This is a genomic window from Pararhizobium sp. PWRC1-1, from assembly GCF_049897905.1.
GTDB lineage: Bacteria > Pseudomonadota > Alphaproteobacteria > Rhizobiales > Rhizobiaceae > Pararhizobium.
In genome coordinates this window covers 26,945-42,323 of sequence record NZ_JAFCXE010000018.1, presented here as the reverse complement: position 1 = coordinate 42,323, position 15,379 = coordinate 26,945, and the positions used below count along the sequence as shown (strand labels likewise).

Sequence of the window (15,379 nt, the reverse complement as noted above, 5' to 3'; positions counted from 1 at the left end):
TTTCAGGGCCGATGACACGGTGAAAGCGCCGGTTCGCCAGATCGCCGAAAAATGCCGGCGCCGAAAGGATCGATCGTGGTGGGTAAGCTGCGTGAAACGCCGGATCTGCAGTTCGGCTGGAATGCCCAGACCGGCGAATTTAGCGATCTCTTTGCCATGGGCGTCATCGATCCGGCAAAGGTTGTCAGGACCGCACTTCAGGATGCCGCATCTGTGGCCGGCCTCTTGATCACCACGGAGGCGATGATTGCCGAAAAGCCGAAGAAGGAAGCATCAGCTGCGCTCCCGGCCTGAGCTGGCATGGATTTCTACCAGATCGAGTGTGAATTGAGGGAGGCTCGTCCGGCAGGGCGGGCCACTTTTGTTTTGGCGTATTTAGCCGGCGGCAACCATCTCCCGGATGGCGCTGATGACGCGGGAATGGTCGTAGGGTTTGCTGAAGAACCGACCTTGGACGGGGAGCAACTCGTCACTCAGCTGCCGATGGCCAGAGGTCACGATGATCTGTACCGGTGGCCATCGGTCTCGAACCGCCGCTGCAAGCTTCAGCCCATCCATGGTGCCTGGCATGTCGATGTCGGTGAACATCACCTTGATGGCAGGGTATTCATTGAGCAAGGCGATCGCTTCGTCGGCGTTAGCTGCCTCGTGAACTGTAAACCCCTCATCCTCCAGGAAAGTCGTTATATCCATGCGGATGACGATTTCGTCTTCGACGACGAGCACCGTGATCCCATTATGCGCCATCCCTCACCCTGCCCCTTTGTGCCGTTGGTATGTCTTTTTTTAATATATAGGACGAACCCCGGTAACGCCCGAAGCGAGGAAATGATCCACAGGAAAAGCCATATTGTCATATCATTCCGCGCTGGAACCCAGCTGGACGCGGCCATCTCGTCACGAAGCCGAAGTGTTAGGGAGAGTGTAGTTTATGCGGGCACATCCATTAGTAGATCGCCGATGTGACAAAACTAAAAGTTGACAGAAGACGATAAAGCTCCTAGTCATACCTGTGTCGATATTTTCTTGCTGAGCTTTGGTTATTGCGCGATTAGCACCGCGCCCTGAACGAACCCTCCCTTTAAAACAATCGCTATCATCATCCGCAACGCTTTCGCGTCGCGGTCGTCTATATTGCTATGAAAGGGTTCATCATGACCACTGGCACAGTTAAATGGTTCAATTCCACCAAAGGCTTCGGATTCATTCAGCCTGACAACGGCGGCGCTGACGCCTTCGTTCACATCTCTGCCGTCGAGCGCGCCGGAATGCGCGAAATCGTCGAAGGCCAGAAGATCGGCTACGATATGGAGCGCGACAGCAAGTCGGGCAAGATGTCGGCCTGCAATCTTCAGGCTGCTTAAATCGGTATCTGCTTTCCCTTGACCACGGATGTACTGGCACTGTCGAAAGCAAATCACCAACCAAGGTCAGGCACATTGCCTGGCCTTTTTTAATGCCGGTCTCCGGCCAAGCTCGAATGGAATTCCCATGACAGAGACACACAGCAAATCGCGCCAACAGGCCGAAATCGCCTTCGGCGCAACGCAATCGCAATTTTTCGCGAAGGGACACGCGGTTGAAGAAATGAATTCGATCGTCGAGGCCCGCGAGGACAAAACCATGCGCCTGCGCGAAGCACGTCTTGCGAAGGAATTGCAGGACTCTCTGGTGCCGGCCAAAAAGTCCGCTTCGCGACGGATTAAAAAAGCCTGAGCCATCGGGTTAAAGCATTCAAACGGGATCAGAGATTTGAGAAACATTAGAAATAATGAATTTTCCGACCGTCGCAGTTCTTCAGACGATGCAAGGGCCGCTCTCCTTCAGGCCTACCGCGCTGCGAAAGAAGCGGCCGAGCCGAGCCGCGAGGCAAAACAGGCAGAACGCGCTGCGGTCGCCGAAGCTCGTGAAACCCGCCGCACTGGGCGCGAGCAGATAAAACTCGACGCACAGACCCGCATCGCCGCTGAAACAGCGGAACGTGATGCCGCCCTTGCAGCATCCGCTAGAGCCGAAAGCGATGCGCGCGAGCTGGCTGATAAAAATCGCATTGCGCGTGTCCTTGAAGATGATGCAGCCCGCAAAGCTGAACGCGATCGCCGGTATGCAAACCGGAAGGCCCGCAAAGCCTGAGTTCTCTCACTCGCTCCGAGGGCCTGCTGGCGACGTATTGCTTCGGCGGGCGTGCGCCATTTTTCGATCTATCCATCGCATGGTCGGTGTGACCGCCACACCGTGAGCCACGATGGAAGCGAGAATAATTAAGAGGACAGTGGCCCAAACAATCTCAACCTTGTCGAAGTTGGCCTGCCCGGTCGCATAGGCGAGGTAATAGATCGATCCCAAGCCTCTGATCCCGAATATCGCAATGATAACGCTCTCGCCGAGCGTATGACCCGTGCCTATCAGGCTGAGCCACCCGAGGACAGGACGGACGATCACGAGCGTAAGGACGGCTAACGTCACGATTTTCCAGTCAATGTTTGCGAACAATGGTCCGCTGGCTGCAATGGCTCCGAGACAGACGAGAAGAACCATCATCAATAATCGCTCAACCTGCTCTGCAAAGTCGTGGAGCTGCTCATGGAAGTCGTGTTCTCTTTCGGCTTGACGGAAAGCCACTGCGGCCAGAAAGACGGCAAGGAACCCGTAGCCGCCCAGGAGCTGCGTGACCCCATAGGCCGTAAATGTCATCCCAAGCGCGACAAAACCGTCCTTGGTCCGGGACAAACTTCTCACGCTAATCCTAAACGCCAGCCAACCGAACAGTTTTCCCGCCCCCCATCCCAATGCCACCCCAACCCCAAGCCGCCAAAGGATATCGACGGCAGCCCAGTGCTGGAAAACCGCCGAGCCGTCCTTGGCGGCCAGCGCAATAGCGATGGCGAGATGGACGAATGGAAAGCTCAATCCGTCATTAAGGCCGGCCTCGGATGTCAGCGCAAACCGGACTTCATCTTCAATCCCGCTCCGGGGTGGTCCAACCTGAATATCACTGGCAAGAACCGGATCCGTTGGCGCCAGCGCCGCGCCCAGCAACAAGGCAGAGGCGAGCCCAAGGCCAAGTATCGAGTACCCGAGACAGGCGATTGCGGCGATCGTGAGCGGCATCGCGATGCCCAAGAGGCGCCAGGTCGTCATCCACCGTCGCCATCCAATCGGGCGGTCAATTTTAAGACCGGCACCCATCAGCGCAACGATGACGACGATTTCCGTCATCCGCTCCGTGAACTCCCTGTTTTCCAGTGGGTTGAACGGCGGCAACAGCGGATACGGAGACCAGGCCAGAAGCATGCCCATGCCGATGCACAAGATCGGTAACGATAAGGGCATGCGCCGCAACACCATCGGCAGCCATGCTGTCAACAGGATGACGATCCCCAGGATGGTCAGCGTTACGATGTAAGGATCCATGACCGCTCCGTTGAATAGAACCGGGTTGCCGATACGCTTACGCGTCAGCGGTGCTGCAACACACCTGGCCAATGCACGTTTTGCTTATTCAACAGAACCAGCGAACACCGATCCACTGCCGATAGGGCCGAAAGCGCAAGTGCGCAACGGGTGTTAAGACAGATTTCGCCGATGAAAAAGCATTTCCCCCGATTTCTGCTATTCGCATGATGTCACTGCTTGACGACAATTCGAGCACCTTCAGGAACGCGATTGTAGAGGTCAATGACATCCTGGTTTATCAGTCGAACGCAACCCGACGATTGTGCCTTCCCGATCGATCGCCAGTCGGAATTTCCATGCAGGCGGTAAAGTGTGTCTTCCCCATTTTGGAAGATATAGAGGGCACGGGCACCAAGCGGGTTGTCAACACCGGGCGCCATGCCGCCATTTCCAATCGAGTATCGGGTCAGCTTTGGTTGCCGTGCCACCATTTCGTCGGGGGGATTCCAGCGCGGCCATTTTTTCCGCCACTGAATGACGCCCTCCCCCTGCCACCCAAAGCCGTCTTTGCCAATACTGACGCCATAGCGCATTGCGGTGCCACCCTGCTCGACCAAGTATAAAAACCGGCGTTTGGTGTCGACGACCACAGTGCCAGGCCGTTCGCCTGTCGGGTCGACGATGCGCTGTCGGTAAAAGCGCCTTTCGATTTGACGATACGGAATGGCCGGCAGGTTGAAGCCTTCGTCGGTGGTTGCCGCATATATTAGGGCGGGGTCGGGCTGACTCGTTAGCCGAGCGTCGGGTTTCAGAAATTCCGGCATGAGAGAGCCGATATCAGGTGTACTGCAGCTTTGCAGCGCAGACAGGGATGCCAAGCCTACACAGAGCAAAAAGCGGCGACGTGGCAACAGTGATGATGATTGTGAGATGACGATAAACCTGATGTGAGCCGATGAAGGGAGCGCTGGGACAGGGGGAACAGCGCGCAATTCCGAGAGCTAAGGACAATTTTTAGATGGCTTCTAGATGTCGCTGGTATGGTTCGTTGTTCATGATGCCAAAAATTGACAGAGCAATCTGGACATCCAGCGCTCTGGAAAGACATGCCCGGGTGTAGGGCTTTGGTATGAACGGAATACTATCGAGCAAGGTTGGCGGCTTGGCGCGCCCAGACGTAACCACGATATGGACAGATGGAAACGCGTGTTTTACCACGACCGCCAACTCTGCGCCGGAAGAGCCGTCGGCAAGATCGACATCGGTGAAGACGAGTGAAATTCCTTCAACGGTTGCCAGAAGCGCCATCGCCTCCCTGCAGGTCCGCGCTTCAAAAACGATATACCCCAATTCCTGGAGCAAATCGCAAGCGAGCATGGCGATCAAAGGTTCGTCCTCGACCACCAGCGCTATTTGGATCGGCGCACTCACTTCTTGTCAGCCTTCGGTATGTCATCTTGTTCAAGACGCGCGGTTTTTAACATCAGGTTCTGAAAGATGGCGTCATTCTTTGAGCGCCATGCCTTGTCGTCGAGCCAAAGGTAATCCTGGTCAGGCATCAGGGGAACGGATTGCAGCTGCGCGCTGGAAATCGGCAGGAAGAAGCTTGTCCTCGCGCGGTCGATGACCAACGACAAAAGCGGAACCACAAAACTGTCTTTCCCCGGCACAAAAAACCCGCCAGAGGCGACAATCACATAGTCCTTCTGATCTTTCGTGCCGATCACGACGTTGCGGACTTCTCCGACGATGCGGTCGTCCGATGTCCGGACCTCTGCCCCGACAATTTCGCTGACAAGCAGACCGGGATCCAACGCACTTATCGGCACCAGAGGACCTTCGTTGAGAGTGCCGCGGCTGCCCTTTATTTTACCAAGTCGTTGCTGCAAAGGCTCCCCAGCGGCCTGCTGCTGATCGACGGCGTCCTCGTCGCTCGTGCCGCGCTCGCCGAGCGACGGCGCTGCAATAAGCTCGCGGATATTACCGAGAAGACGCTCGCAATCGTCTTCGAGACCGTAGGTCCAGAGAAGAAATGCTGAATCCCGCAAGCTCCGGAGGTCGAGGACGAGGTAGCGATTGTTGGGATCACGCAGTTCCGGCTTCTGCATTATCGCTTCTTCGAGCCTGGCGTCGGAGATGTTGCATGCAGAAAAGGCAGGCGCGCTGGACAGGGCATACGCGAAGGTTGCGGCGACAGCCGCTGTTTTGATAAAAGTCATGAAACGGGTCCGATCGGCGGATGATGCTTCGACGTCGTGGTGTGAAGCACGTCAATCCGGAAAGAGCGTACCGCGTCACGCTTCGATCATGCCCACAAACGCATCATGTCTCGTTTTGTTCCGTGTGCTCCGGATATTTGACAATTAAAAACAGAATTAGTTCGCCCATGGCCAAAATTCATTGCATTTCAGCGAAATTCACTGAGATCTAGTCTAGTAAATGGCCGCACGTTACTGGACGATCGAGCGCCCGTTTATTGTAAAAAATTATTGTAACGCTTCCTGAATGTATAAGCCTCGATTGGATGTTCCGGAGGCGCGGACTATCCTTGTGGACAGAGGCGCCACAATCTCGTTGCAACGCCTCTTGACACCGGCCTCTGAAAGTCTCGAAGGGGGCGCGTTGGTCTTTTGTTAACGAAGAGTGTTAGAGACCCCCGAGCGCAACATACTTTAACTCCAGAAAGCCCTCTATGCCGTACTTCGATCCTTCGCGCCCGGTACCGGACTGCTTGATGCCGCCAAAGGGCGCCATTTCATTGGCGATCATGCCGGTATTGACGCCGACCATTCCAGCTTCAAGCGCTTCCGCCACACGCCAAATACGAGCCATATCTTTGGCATAGAAATACGAGGCGAGACCGAATTCGCTATCATTAGCCATGGCAATGACGTCTGCCTCGTCCTTGAAGGAAACGATCGGCGCCAGCGGCGCAAAGGTTTCCTCCCTGGCCACCTTCATCGCCTGTGTCACGCCGGTCACGACCGTCGGCTCGAAGAATGTGCCGCCGAGGGCGCTGCGCTTGCCGCCGGCCAGCACGGTCCCGCCCTTTGCGAGCACATCGGCGACATGCTCTTCCATTTTCGCCACGGCCTTCTCGTCGATCAGCGGCCCCTGGCTGACGCCGGCTTCGGTGCCGCGACCGAGCACAAGACTCGAAACCTTGGCAAGGAGCTTTTCAGTGAAGGCGGCAGCGACACTCTCCTGTACGTAGATGCGGTTGGCGCAGACGCAGGTCTGGCCGGCATTGCGGAACTTGGAGATCATCGCCCCTTCTACGGCGGCGTCCAGATCCGCGTCGTCGAAAACGATGAACGGCGCGTTGCCACCCAACTCCAGCGACAGGCGCTTGATGCCGTCAGCCGCTTCCTTCATCAGCCAACGGCCAACGCCAGTGGAACCGGTGAAGGTGATCTTGGCGATCTTCGGATTGTGGCAGAACTCAAGCCCGATTGGCCTGGCCTCACCGGTCACAACAGAAAACACGCCCTTCGGCACGCCGGCTCGCTCGGCCAGAACCGCGAGCGCCAGCGCCGACAGCGGCGTCTGCGATGCGGGTTTTAGGATCATGCTGCAGCCAGCGGCAAGGGCCGGGCCCGCCTTGCGCGTGATCATGCCGTTCGGGAAATTCCATGGCGTGATTGCGGCGCAGACGCCGACCGGTTGCTTCAGCACCAAGATGCGCTGGCTGGCATTGGGGCCAGGGATTATATCACCGTCGATGCGCTTTGCCTCTTCCGCGAACCATTCGAGATAGGCGGCATTGGAGACGACCTCACCCCTCGCCTCCGCAAGCGGCTTGCCCTGCTCAGTCGTCAGGATCAGCGCCAGATCGTCGGCGTTTTCGATGATAAGCTCGTACCAGCGCTTGAGCACCTGCGCCCGCTCCTTGGCAGTGCGCTTTGCCCAGAGTTTCTGCGCGTCCGCCGCAGCATCGATCGCCTGTGCGACAACCGCCTGGCCGAGATCCGGCACATGGGCGATCAACGCTCCGTCGAAGGGATCGGTCACTGCAAACGACTTACCATCGGGTGCGGCGATCCATTCGCCAGCGACGAAACTTTTGTCTGTCAGAAGGGCGGGGTCTCTGAGGGCAAGTGTGCGGCGCTCGGTCATGATGCGTAATCTCCTATGATCTTGAATAGGGCGGGAATGGCCAGGGACAGGCCAGACATGAGAAGCAGGCCGAAGGCCATGCGGCGGATGGACAGGGCAGACAGCGGCGGTGGCCACCGTTTGGCAACGAAGGTCATGATCACCACGACCGGAATACAGAGTAGCCCCCACCAGATGCCGCCATGCGGTACATCGCCGGCGGCTGCGACTATCGCCAGCCGGATGACGGCATTGACGGCAAAGACCGCCACCAGCGTTTCGCGGATGCTCACCGCCGGTAAAGGTTGCCGGTAGAGATGGTAGACCAGCGGAGGACCGGCGGTGGAAAACAGGCCGCCCATGAGACCCGCAAGGGCGCCGAAAAATACGAAAGACGCGCTCGACGAGCGCAGAGCCAGCGGCTGAGGCTTCAGTGCAAGCTGCAGGCTTGACGCAATGATGACGATGCCGAGCACAAGCTTCAGCCAGTCGATCGACACCGAAGCCATCACGCCCAGTAGCCAGTATCCGGCTGCAAGAGCGCCAAGGCTTGAGATGACGACCGGCCAGAATTCAGCCCAGGCGATATCGCGCCAGCCACGGGCCAGAACCTGCGCGGCATTGACGAGCACCATGCAACTGACGAGCACTGCTGCCTCCGGCAGCGGCATCAGCGTGAACAGCCCGATGCCGCCCATCATGATCAAGCCGAAGGCGAAACCGGTCAGGGTCTGCATATAAGCGGCAATGCCCGACAGCACCAGAACCCCCGCAAGACCGGCAGCGCTCATCGCTACAGGCCTCGAAGACCGGCAAACAGCGCCTCGTTTGCGCAGCCTGCCCGATAGAAGACGGGCGGCTGCCCGAGCGGTGCGGCAATCCGCAGCTTTTCGCCGCCGGCAAAGGTTTCGCCCGTCCAGGCGTGAACCCAAAACTCGCCCCGGGGCAGATAGACCACACGATCCGCCTGCGCGGCCTCCCAGACCGGCGCGACCAACATATCGGCGCCGTAGAGGTAGCTGTCCTGGATCGCATAGGTCTCGCGATCGTCCTGGTGATGCAGGAAGAGCGGCCGCTGCACGGGCAAACCCCGCGCAACTGCATCTTCGGACAGGGATTTGAGATAGGGGGCAAGATGCGTGTAGATCCGCGTCATCCGGGCAAAGTGCGACAGCACCTGCGGCTCCTGATCGATCTGCACGTTTTCGCGCGGGCGATTCCCCTCGTGGCTGCGCATGACGGGCGTGAACGCCGCCATCTCGGCCCACCGCATCAAAAGCTCCGGTGTGCGGACATTGCCGAAGAGGCTAGTGTAGCCGCCGATGTCCGAGTGGTGATAGGCATTGCCGAGCAAACCAGAAGACAGCGCCGCACAGATCACGGTGACGAGGCCATCGTGACGGGAGAAATCCACCGACTGGTCGCCGCCCCAAAGCAGCGGGCAATGTTCCTGGACGCCGGTGAAACCGGCACGCATAAAAAACAGCGCCTCGCCGGTCTGGCCGCGGCTTGCAACCGCCTTCGCATTGACCTCGGCCCAAAGGGTAGGCCATTGATTGTGCATCAGCTTGGCATCGATCCCATTCGAAAGATGCACGTCGATTGGCAGGTATTCGCCGAAATCAGCCATCCATCCGGAAAGCCCATAGTCCAACATCTTCTTGCCGATGATGTCCTCGGCAAACCATTCCGCAGCAGCCACGTTGGTGAAGTCCACGACGCCGCAATCGAACTCGCCGAAATCCACGAGCGCGGTCTTGCCGGCTGCATCCGTCGCAAAATATCCGGCCGCTTCGGCGATCTCAAACAGAGGGCCATCGACGCAAAGATAAGGGTTCACATAGCCTAGAAACCGGATACCGTCATCATTCAGCTCGGCAATCCTCTGACGCAGACCGGGATAACGATCCTCGCTGGCCTGCCAGTCCCAGAAAAGCCGGGCGCCGAAAGAGGTCTGGCGCAGCCCCACCCAGTCTTCGCACCAGAGCGCCGACACAGCGACGCCGGCATCGCGCATCTTCTGAAGCCGTAGAAAAGAATTCTCCCCATCCTTGAGGCCGATGATCGCGCCGTTATAGACCCAATCGGGAAGCGGCGGCTGCCGGCCGAAACGGTCCGATAACACCTCGACCAGTTCGACAAATGTCGGCGCGGCGAAAAGTTCGATCCGCTCAGGGATCGCCCAAACCTCAATCTCGTGAAAGGTTTTGCGACGGAAATCGAAGACGGAATAGGCCGATGTCTCCACATGCAGCGCATAGAGCGCCGAGGAAACATAGGTCGGCTGGGGATAGTTCGTGTTGAAATAATCTCCGCCCGCCCGATCCTTGACGTTAGACTTGAAGGTGATCTCGCTGGTCCGGTCGCGCCCGACGCCAGGCTCGGATGTCCACATCGGGAAACGGCGGCCGCGCATATCGAAATAGGACATCTGCTCGCCGCCGCCCCAGACGTGCTCGTCGGTATCAGCGGCGATACGAATCCAGAGCCGATTGAGCAACGGGTCCATTGCTTCGAATTCGATGGAGCGTCCTGTGACTGTCAGCACCAGTCGGGGCTTCTGGCCCGGCTTTTCCGAAAGAGCGATCCGGTTTCCATCGACACTCGCATGTGCAAGCCGGCTACGCTCGATAACATAATCCTCAATTTCGAAGTTGCCGCGATACATATCCATGCGCTCCTCCCCGATCCCAGCAAAGATGCAGGGTGCACTTGTACTATGATCGAGGATCGTCCGTCCGTTGATCGACAGCGTGAATCCGGTTTCTGTCTTTTCGAGTTTCATGGTTATGTCTTTCGAGTCTTGCATCGACGGGGTCAATTCTGGGTCAGGCCGGCATCGACGATGAAATTCGAGCCTGTGCAGCCGCCACTCTCGTCCGAACCGAGAAACAGCGCCATGCGCGCCACATGGGTCGCATCCAGCCTGAATTTCAGCGCCTGCAGGTCAATGAACTGCTGGTTCTGCTCCGGAGAGGTCCAAAGCTTCATTTGCCGGTCGGTTACGATCGCACCGGGCACGATGCAGTTGACCCGTATTCCGGAAGGGCCAAGTTCGCGGGCAAGCGTTTTCGTCATGCCGTTGATGGCCGCCTTGGCCGTCGTGTAGCCGACCATGCCTGGACGCCCGCGTATCCAGGAAATCGAACCAAGCATGATCACCGACCCCGACCCTTTCTCCGCCATGCGCGGACTGACGGCCTGCGTGGCGAAGAACTGATGATCGAGATTGAGCGACAGCGCCCGGCGCCAGCTGTCCGGCTCGACATCGGCCAGCGCGTGACGATCATCCTTGCCTGCATTGTTGACGAGCGTGTCGATGCCGCCGCACGCCTGCTCGATCCCGGCAATGGCAACTCGCAAGGCTGCAATGTCGGTGATATCGCAGGCGGAAAAGGTGGCACCGGTTTCTGCTGCAAGCTTTCCCCCTTCGACCGCGTCGATATCGATGAAGGAGACATTCGCGCCCTGCACTGAAAATGCCTTGACCATTTCAGCGCCGATCCCCGAAGCGCCCCCGGTGATCAGCACGGTGCGGCCTTGAAGAGATGCATAGCGGACAGTGTCATAGGTGGATGGCATGGATCAGGCTTCCGGATTAAAAAGGGGTTTTTGCAGCCCAGCAACATCGGTGCGCATTGCAAAAAGGCCGCCGGTCATCGGGAAGGCTTCAAGCTCTGCCTCGGGCCGGCCGACACTGGCGCTGGTGCAATAGAGCGTGCGCATGTCCGCACCGCCGAAACTGACCATCGTCGGGCATTTGACTGGCACCGGATACTCAGTGAGCAAGGCGCCGTTCGGGCTGTAGCGCTGTACCCGCCCGCCCTCGAACAGCGCCGTCCAGTAGCAGCCCTCGAGATCGACCGCGCCGCCATCCGGGCGACCCTTGTCAGTGTCGCTGCCGAACCGGGCGAAGACCTGCCGGTTGGATGCGGTCCCAGTTTCCGGAGCGTAATCATACATGTAGAGCGTGTAGCGCAGCGTATCGGCGTGATAGAGGCGGCTTCCGTCGGGCGAGAACGCGACACCGTTGGACGTCAGGAGATCATCGGCCAGTCGCGCCAGTCCGTTGCGGTCATACCGGTAAAGAGCTGCAATGCCTTTTTCGCGGCTTTCATCGACGGTTCCGGCAATGAACCGACCCATCGGATCGACCATGCCGTCGTTGAAGCGGCTGATCGCCTGGTCCTCGGGATTGTCTGCCAGCTTGCGAAACGGGTTGCCATCCGCATCCACCAGCCATATCCCCGACCGCAGGCCCGCGACGAAGCCCCCGCCTTCGGCAAGACCGATGCAGCCGACTTCCTCTGGAAGTTCGAGGGTCTTCAAATCGCTCATCGCAGGGTCGAAACGATGGATGCGGCAGCGCTTGATGTCGACGAAATACAACACCTGCTCGGCCACCGACCACAAGGGGCATTCGCCGAGAGACGTCTTTGCGTCGAGAACGAGCTTGAAGCCGGTTTGCACGATAATATCCTCAGTAGGCAGCGGCTGGGGCGGCAACAGGAGCCGCGTGCCCCTTCAGGACACCCAGCCAGTCATTGGCGCGGCCGGTCATCATCGCGATGTCGGAAGCGATGGCTGCGAAATCATATCCGTATCCGACAAAGCGCTTCACCATGTCGGGATTGGGACCGACGATGCCGACCGGCTTGCCGGCCGCACGCGCGTCCTTTGCCGCCTTCTCGATCAGCGCCTGTACTTCGGGGTGGGCGATATTGCCGATATGGCCCATGGCGGCGGACAGATCGCCGGGACCGACAAACAGCGCATCGATACCATCGACGGCCGCAATCTGAGGCAGCCGCTCGATCGCCTCGGGTGTTTCGAGCTGCACAATGGTGCAGACCTCGCCGTTTGCCCGCCTAAGGTAATCCGGGATCGTGCCGAATTTCGATCCGCGATGAACGGCGGCGACGCCACGAATGCCCTGCGGCGGATAGCGGGTGTAGGATGCGGCCGCACGCGCTTCCTCCGCGGTCTGCACGAACGGTAGCATGACGGTGCGGGCGCCTGCATCGAGGACGCGCTTGACCAGAACCTGATCGTTCCAGGCAAGTCGCACCACCGCCTCGGCCGGCGTGCAGCCGATGGCACGTAGAATGCCTGCGACATCCGAGACCTCGATCGGCACATGTTCCATATCGACGACGAGGAAATCAAACCCGGCATAACCGAGCGCTTCGGCCGTTGCAGGTGCCGCGGCCATCAGCCATGTGCCGAGCGGTGTTGCCCGGTCCTTTTCGGCAAGCCATGCCTTGAAAGGGTTGGTCATTGTTGTCTCCTCAATAGATCGCGGGATCCGGCACGACGGCCGTTCCGCTCAAGAAATCAAAATCACAGCCCTGATCGGCCTGGCTCACATGTTGCTGGTAAAGTGCCGCGAAAGACCGCTGATAGACCGGCGGGGCGGGTTTCCACTCGGCCCGTCGGCGGGCGATTTCCGCCTCATCGACCTTCATGTTGATGGTCCCTGCCGCTACGTCGAGTTCGATCAGGTCGCCGGTCTTCAACAATGCCAGTGGTCCGCCGATTGCGGCCTCGGGCGAGACGTGCAGAATGCAGGTGCCGTAATGCGTGCCGCTCATGCGGCCATCGCAGATGCGCACCATGTCGCGCACTCCCTGCTTGAGCAACTTCTTGGGGATCGGCAAATTACCCCATTCCGGCATCCCGGGCGCACCGACTGGACCGGCATTGCGCAGAACAATCACCGTATCCTCGGTGATATCCAAATCAGGGTCGTCCAGGGTCTTGTTCATGACGCCGGGATTGTCGAAGACGATGGCCGGGCCGACATGCTTGAGGAATTTCGGATTGGCGGCAGAGGACTTCATCACCGCGCCGTTCGGCGCCAGATTACCGCGCAAAACTTCCAGCGTCTTGCCGCGCGACAGGGGCACTACCGGCTTGTCCTCGTCGCGAATGACATCATCGTTCCAGCACTCCGCCCCGGCGATGTTTTCACCAACCGTGTGGCCATTGACCGTCGGTCGGGTCAGATCGAGGTGCCGGGAAAACTTGTTCAAAAGCGCGAGGAGACCGCCGGCGAAGTAGAAATCCTCCATCAGGTATTCACCGGACGGAAACACGTTGACGGCGACCGGCACCTTGCCGGCCATAGCCGCCATATCGTCCAGCGAGAGATCAACACCGGCGCGCCGCGCCATGGCGACCAGATGCACAGCTGCGTTGGTTGAGCCGCCGAGTGCCATATAGGCGACCAAACCGTTGAGGAAACTCGCCTTGTCGAGGATATCGGACGGTTTCAAGTTCTCCCAAACCATCTCGACGATCCGCACGCCGCATAAGGATGCCATACGCGGATGGCCGGAATCCGTCGCCGGGATCGAGGATGCGCCCGGCAAGGTCAGCCCCATCGCATCGACAATCGAGGTCATAGTCGAGGCCGTCCCGATAGTGTTGCAGGTGCCCGCCGAGCGGGTCATCCGGCTTTCGAGATCGACCCAGTCGTCCTGCGTGATATTGCCGGCGCGCAGCTCGTCCCAATATTTCTTGGTGTGAGTGCCTGCCCCGGTTTTGATGCCACGCCACTGGCCGTTCGACATCGGCCCCGCCGGACAATAGATCACCGGAATGTCCATGGAGATCGCGCCCATCAGCAGCGCGGGCGTGGACTTATCGCAGCCGCCAAGCAGCACAGCTCCATCGACCGGATGCGAACGCAAAAGCTCCTCGCATTCCATCGCCAGAAAATTGCGGTAGAGCATGGTAGTAGGTTTGACCATGACTTCGCCGACGGAGAGCGCGGGCATCTCGACCGGATAGCCGCCGGCCTGCCAAACGCCACGCTTTACCGCCTCCGCCCGATCGCGCAAGTGGGCGTGGCAGGGGCTCATCTCGCTCCAGGTGTTTATGATGCCGATCACCGGCCGGCCCATGAACTCGTCACGGCGCATACCCATCTGCTGAGTGCGCTGCCGGTGGGCAAAGCCGCGCATGTCGTCCGAGGCAAACCAGCGCTGGCTGCGCAATTCCGAAAGATCGCGTCTTTTCTTCACGTCGCTCATCCCTTGATGCCGCCCGCGGTCAGGCCGGAGACGACGCGCTCCTGGAAGATGACAATGAGGATGGCCACCGGTACGATGCCGACGACCAGCGCTGCAGAGATCACCGGCCAGGGGAAGGCGAACTCGCCCTGATAGAGCTGGATGCCGACCGGCAGAGTGCGCAGCGACGGATTGGAATTGAAGGACAGTGCCAGCAGGAATTCGTCCCACGCGTTGACGAATGCAAGTATCCCCGCCGTGAACACGCCCGGCGCACAGAGCGGCACCACCACCTTGAACAGCGCTCCCATGCGCGTACAGCCGTCGATCATCGCGGCATTCTCCAGATCGCGCGGAATGCCCTCGAAGAAGGAGACCAGCATCAGCGTGCAGACGGGCAGGCTCAGCACCGTGTAGGGCAGGATCAGCGCCGTCCAGCTATTCAAAAGATTGAGCGTCCGCATGATTTCGAACAGCGGCACCAGCAGCGTCACCAGCGGAAATGTCGAGACCGCGATGATTAGCGACAGGATTAGGCCGCGATAGGTCAGGTTGAGCCGGGCGAGCGCATAGGCTGCCAGCACCGAAACGAGCAGCGTCAGCGCGGTCGAAAGCAGCGCCACCATGAAGCTGTTGAACAGGAAAACATGCAACGGCTGGTCGGAAAAGGCCTGCACATAGTTCTGCACGGTGGGCGCGTGTGGAATCCAGGTGATCGGCTTGGCGGTCAGCTCGGCCTCGGTCTTCAGCGAGGTGAACAGGATCCAGAGCGCCGGGAACATGCCGTTCACCAGAAGGATGCCGGCGGCGATGAACCGCAACGGCTTGCCGGACAGGAAGGATGTCGAACCGGGGGCGGTTAGCGTGCTCATGGT

Annotated in this window: 16 protein-coding genes and 1 pseudogene; 4 read left to right on the top strand and 13 right to left on the bottom strand. The window is 59.0% G+C overall.

Annotation, left to right across the window (positions count from 1 at the left end; genetic code table 11):
• Positions 1–19 precede the first annotated feature (19 nt).
• Positions 20–294: pseudogene (locus ACP7E0_RS24230) on the top strand (TCP-1/cpn60 chaperonin family protein); the annotation flags it as partial.
• An 81-nt stretch (positions 295–375) separates the two neighbouring features.
• On the opposite strand, the gene ACP7E0_RS24225 reads toward ACP7E0_RS24230, so the two are convergent.
• Positions 376–747 (bottom strand): response regulator, encoded by a 372-nt coding sequence (locus tag ACP7E0_RS24225; protein WP_426128522.1) that lies wholly within the window; start codon positions 745–747, stop codon positions 376–378.
• Positions 748–1,154: 407 nt separating this feature from the next.
• Here ACP7E0_RS24225 and ACP7E0_RS24220 point away from each other — a divergent pair, with 407 nt between their 5' ends.
• From ACP7E0_RS24220 to ACP7E0_RS24210, 3 genes are all read left to right on the top strand, one after another.
• Positions 1,155–1,364 carry a cold-shock protein gene (locus tag ACP7E0_RS24220; protein WP_426124535.1) on the top strand — a complete coding sequence of 70 codons (210 nt, stop codon included), beginning with the start codon at positions 1,155–1,157 and terminating at the stop codon, positions 1,362–1,364.
• 127 nt (positions 1,365–1,491) lie between these two features.
• Positions 1,492–1,716 (top strand): hypothetical protein, encoded by a 225-nt coding sequence (locus ACP7E0_RS24215; RefSeq protein ID WP_426128676.1) that lies wholly within the window; start codon positions 1,492–1,494, stop codon positions 1,714–1,716.
• Between the two features lie 36 nt (positions 1,717–1,752).
• On the top strand, positions 1,753–2,133 hold the full coding sequence (locus ACP7E0_RS24210) for a DUF6481 family protein (RefSeq protein ID WP_426128520.1): 381 nt from the start codon (positions 1,753–1,755) through the stop codon (positions 2,131–2,133).
• A 6-nt stretch (positions 2,134–2,139) separates the two neighbouring features.
• On the opposite strand, the gene ACP7E0_RS24205 is transcribed toward ACP7E0_RS24210, so the two are convergent.
• From ACP7E0_RS24205 to ACP7E0_RS24150, 12 genes are all read right to left on the bottom strand, one after another.
• Entirely contained in the window at positions 2,140–3,414 is a 1,275-nt protein-coding gene (locus ACP7E0_RS24205; RefSeq protein ID WP_426128518.1) for a cation:proton antiporter, read from the bottom strand.
• A 212-nt stretch (positions 3,415–3,626) separates the two neighbouring features.
• A complete protein-coding gene (locus ACP7E0_RS24200) occupies positions 3,627–4,328 on the bottom strand; it encodes a L,D-transpeptidase (protein ID WP_426128674.1) in 702 nt (233 codons plus the stop codon).
• A gap of 82 nt (positions 4,329–4,410) precedes the next feature.
• Complete coding sequence (locus ACP7E0_RS24195) at positions 4,411–4,827, bottom strand: response regulator (RefSeq protein ID WP_426128516.1); 417 nt, start codon at positions 4,825–4,827, stop codon at positions 4,411–4,413.
• Positions 4,824–5,615: a PRC-barrel domain-containing protein gene (locus ACP7E0_RS24190; RefSeq protein ID WP_426128514.1), complete on the bottom strand. Its 792-nt coding sequence runs from the start codon at positions 5,613–5,615 to the stop codon at positions 4,824–4,826. Before ACP7E0_RS24190 ends, ACP7E0_RS24195 begins: the two co-directional genes overlap by 4 nt.
• A 427-nt stretch (positions 5,616–6,042) precedes the next feature.
• Positions 6,043–7,512, bottom strand: a complete 1,470-nt coding sequence (locus ACP7E0_RS24185; RefSeq protein ID WP_426128512.1) for an NAD-dependent succinate-semialdehyde dehydrogenase — start codon at positions 7,510–7,512, stop codon at positions 6,043–6,045.
• Complete coding sequence (locus ACP7E0_RS24180; protein WP_426128510.1) at positions 7,509–8,282, bottom strand: TSUP family transporter; 774 nt, start codon at positions 8,280–8,282, stop codon at positions 7,509–7,511. The genes ACP7E0_RS24185 and ACP7E0_RS24180 overlap by 4 nt, the downstream gene beginning before the upstream one ends.
• A 2-nt stretch (positions 8,283–8,284) precedes the next feature.
• Positions 8,285–10,300, bottom strand: coding sequence for an alpha-glucosidase (locus ACP7E0_RS24175; protein WP_426128508.1), 2,016 nt, complete (start codon positions 10,298–10,300; stop codon positions 8,285–8,287).
• Positions 10,301–10,308: 8 nt separating this feature from the next.
• On the bottom strand, positions 10,309–11,073 hold the full coding sequence (locus ACP7E0_RS24170) for an SDR family NAD(P)-dependent oxidoreductase (RefSeq protein ID WP_426128506.1): 765 nt from the start codon (positions 11,071–11,073) through the stop codon (positions 10,309–10,311).
• Positions 11,074–11,076: 3 nt separating this feature from the next.
• A complete protein-coding gene (locus ACP7E0_RS24165) occupies positions 11,077–11,961 on the bottom strand; it encodes an SMP-30/gluconolactonase/LRE family protein (protein WP_426128504.1) in 885 nt (294 codons plus the stop codon).
• Positions 11,962–11,971: 10 nt separating this feature from the next.
• Positions 11,972–12,769 (bottom strand): HpcH/HpaI aldolase family protein, encoded by a 798-nt coding sequence (locus tag ACP7E0_RS24160; RefSeq protein ID WP_426128503.1) that lies wholly within the window; start codon positions 12,767–12,769, stop codon positions 11,972–11,974.
• Positions 12,770–12,779: 10 nt separating this feature from the next.
• The gene (gene araD, locus ACP7E0_RS24155; RefSeq protein WP_426128501.1) at positions 12,780–14,525 is read right to left on the bottom strand and encodes an L-arabinonate dehydratase; all 1,746 of its coding nucleotides are present in this window, start codon (positions 14,523–14,525) and stop codon (positions 12,780–12,782) included.
• Positions 14,522–15,376: a carbohydrate ABC transporter permease gene (locus ACP7E0_RS24150; protein ID WP_060509334.1), complete on the bottom strand. Its 855-nt coding sequence runs from the start codon at positions 15,374–15,376 to the stop codon at positions 14,522–14,524. The genes araD and ACP7E0_RS24150 overlap by 4 nt, the downstream gene beginning before the upstream one ends.
• Positions 15,377–15,379 lie beyond the last annotated feature (3 nt).

Bases quoted from the DNA above. Each gene is read 5' to 3' on its own strand.
- ACP7E0_RS24225 (WP_426128522.1), bottom strand. From the start codon at position 747: ATGGCGCATAATGGGATCACGGTGCTCGTCGTCGAAGACGAAATCGTC.
- ACP7E0_RS24220 (WP_426124535.1), top strand. From the start codon at position 1,155: ATGACCACTGGCACAGTTAAATGGTTCAATTCCACCAAAGGCTTCGGA.
- ACP7E0_RS24215 (WP_426128676.1), top strand. From the start codon at position 1,492: ATGACAGAGACACACAGCAAATCGCGCCAACAGGCCGAAATCGCCTTC.
- ACP7E0_RS24205 (WP_426128518.1), bottom strand. From the start codon at position 3,414: ATGGATCCTTACATCGTAACGCTGACCATCCTGGGGATCGTCATCCTG.
- ACP7E0_RS24190 (WP_426128514.1), bottom strand. From the start codon at position 5,615: ATGACTTTTATCAAAACAGCGGCTGTCGCCGCAACCTTCGCGTATGCC.
- ACP7E0_RS24185 (WP_426128512.1), bottom strand. From the start codon at position 7,512: ATGACCGAGCGCCGCACACTTGCCCTCAGAGACCCCGCCCTTCTGACA.
- ACP7E0_RS24180 (WP_426128510.1), bottom strand. From the start codon at position 8,282: ATGAGCGCTGCCGGTCTTGCGGGGGTTCTGGTGCTGTCGGGCATTGCC.
- ACP7E0_RS24175 (WP_426128508.1), bottom strand. From the start codon at position 10,300: ATGCAAGACTCGAAAGACATAACCATGAAACTCGAAAAGACAGAAACC.
- ACP7E0_RS24170 (WP_426128506.1), bottom strand. From the start codon at position 11,073: ATGCCATCCACCTATGACACTGTCCGCTATGCATCTCTTCAAGGCCGC.
- ACP7E0_RS24160 (WP_426128503.1), bottom strand. From the start codon at position 12,769: ATGACCAACCCTTTCAAGGCATGGCTTGCCGAAAAGGACCGGGCAACA.
- araD (WP_426128501.1), bottom strand. From the start codon at position 14,525: ATGAGCGACGTGAAGAAAAGACGCGATCTTTCGGAATTGCGCAGCCAG.
- ACP7E0_RS24150 (WP_060509334.1), bottom strand. From the start codon at position 15,376: ATGAGCACGCTAACCGCCCCCGGTTCGACATCCTTCCTGTCCGGCAAG.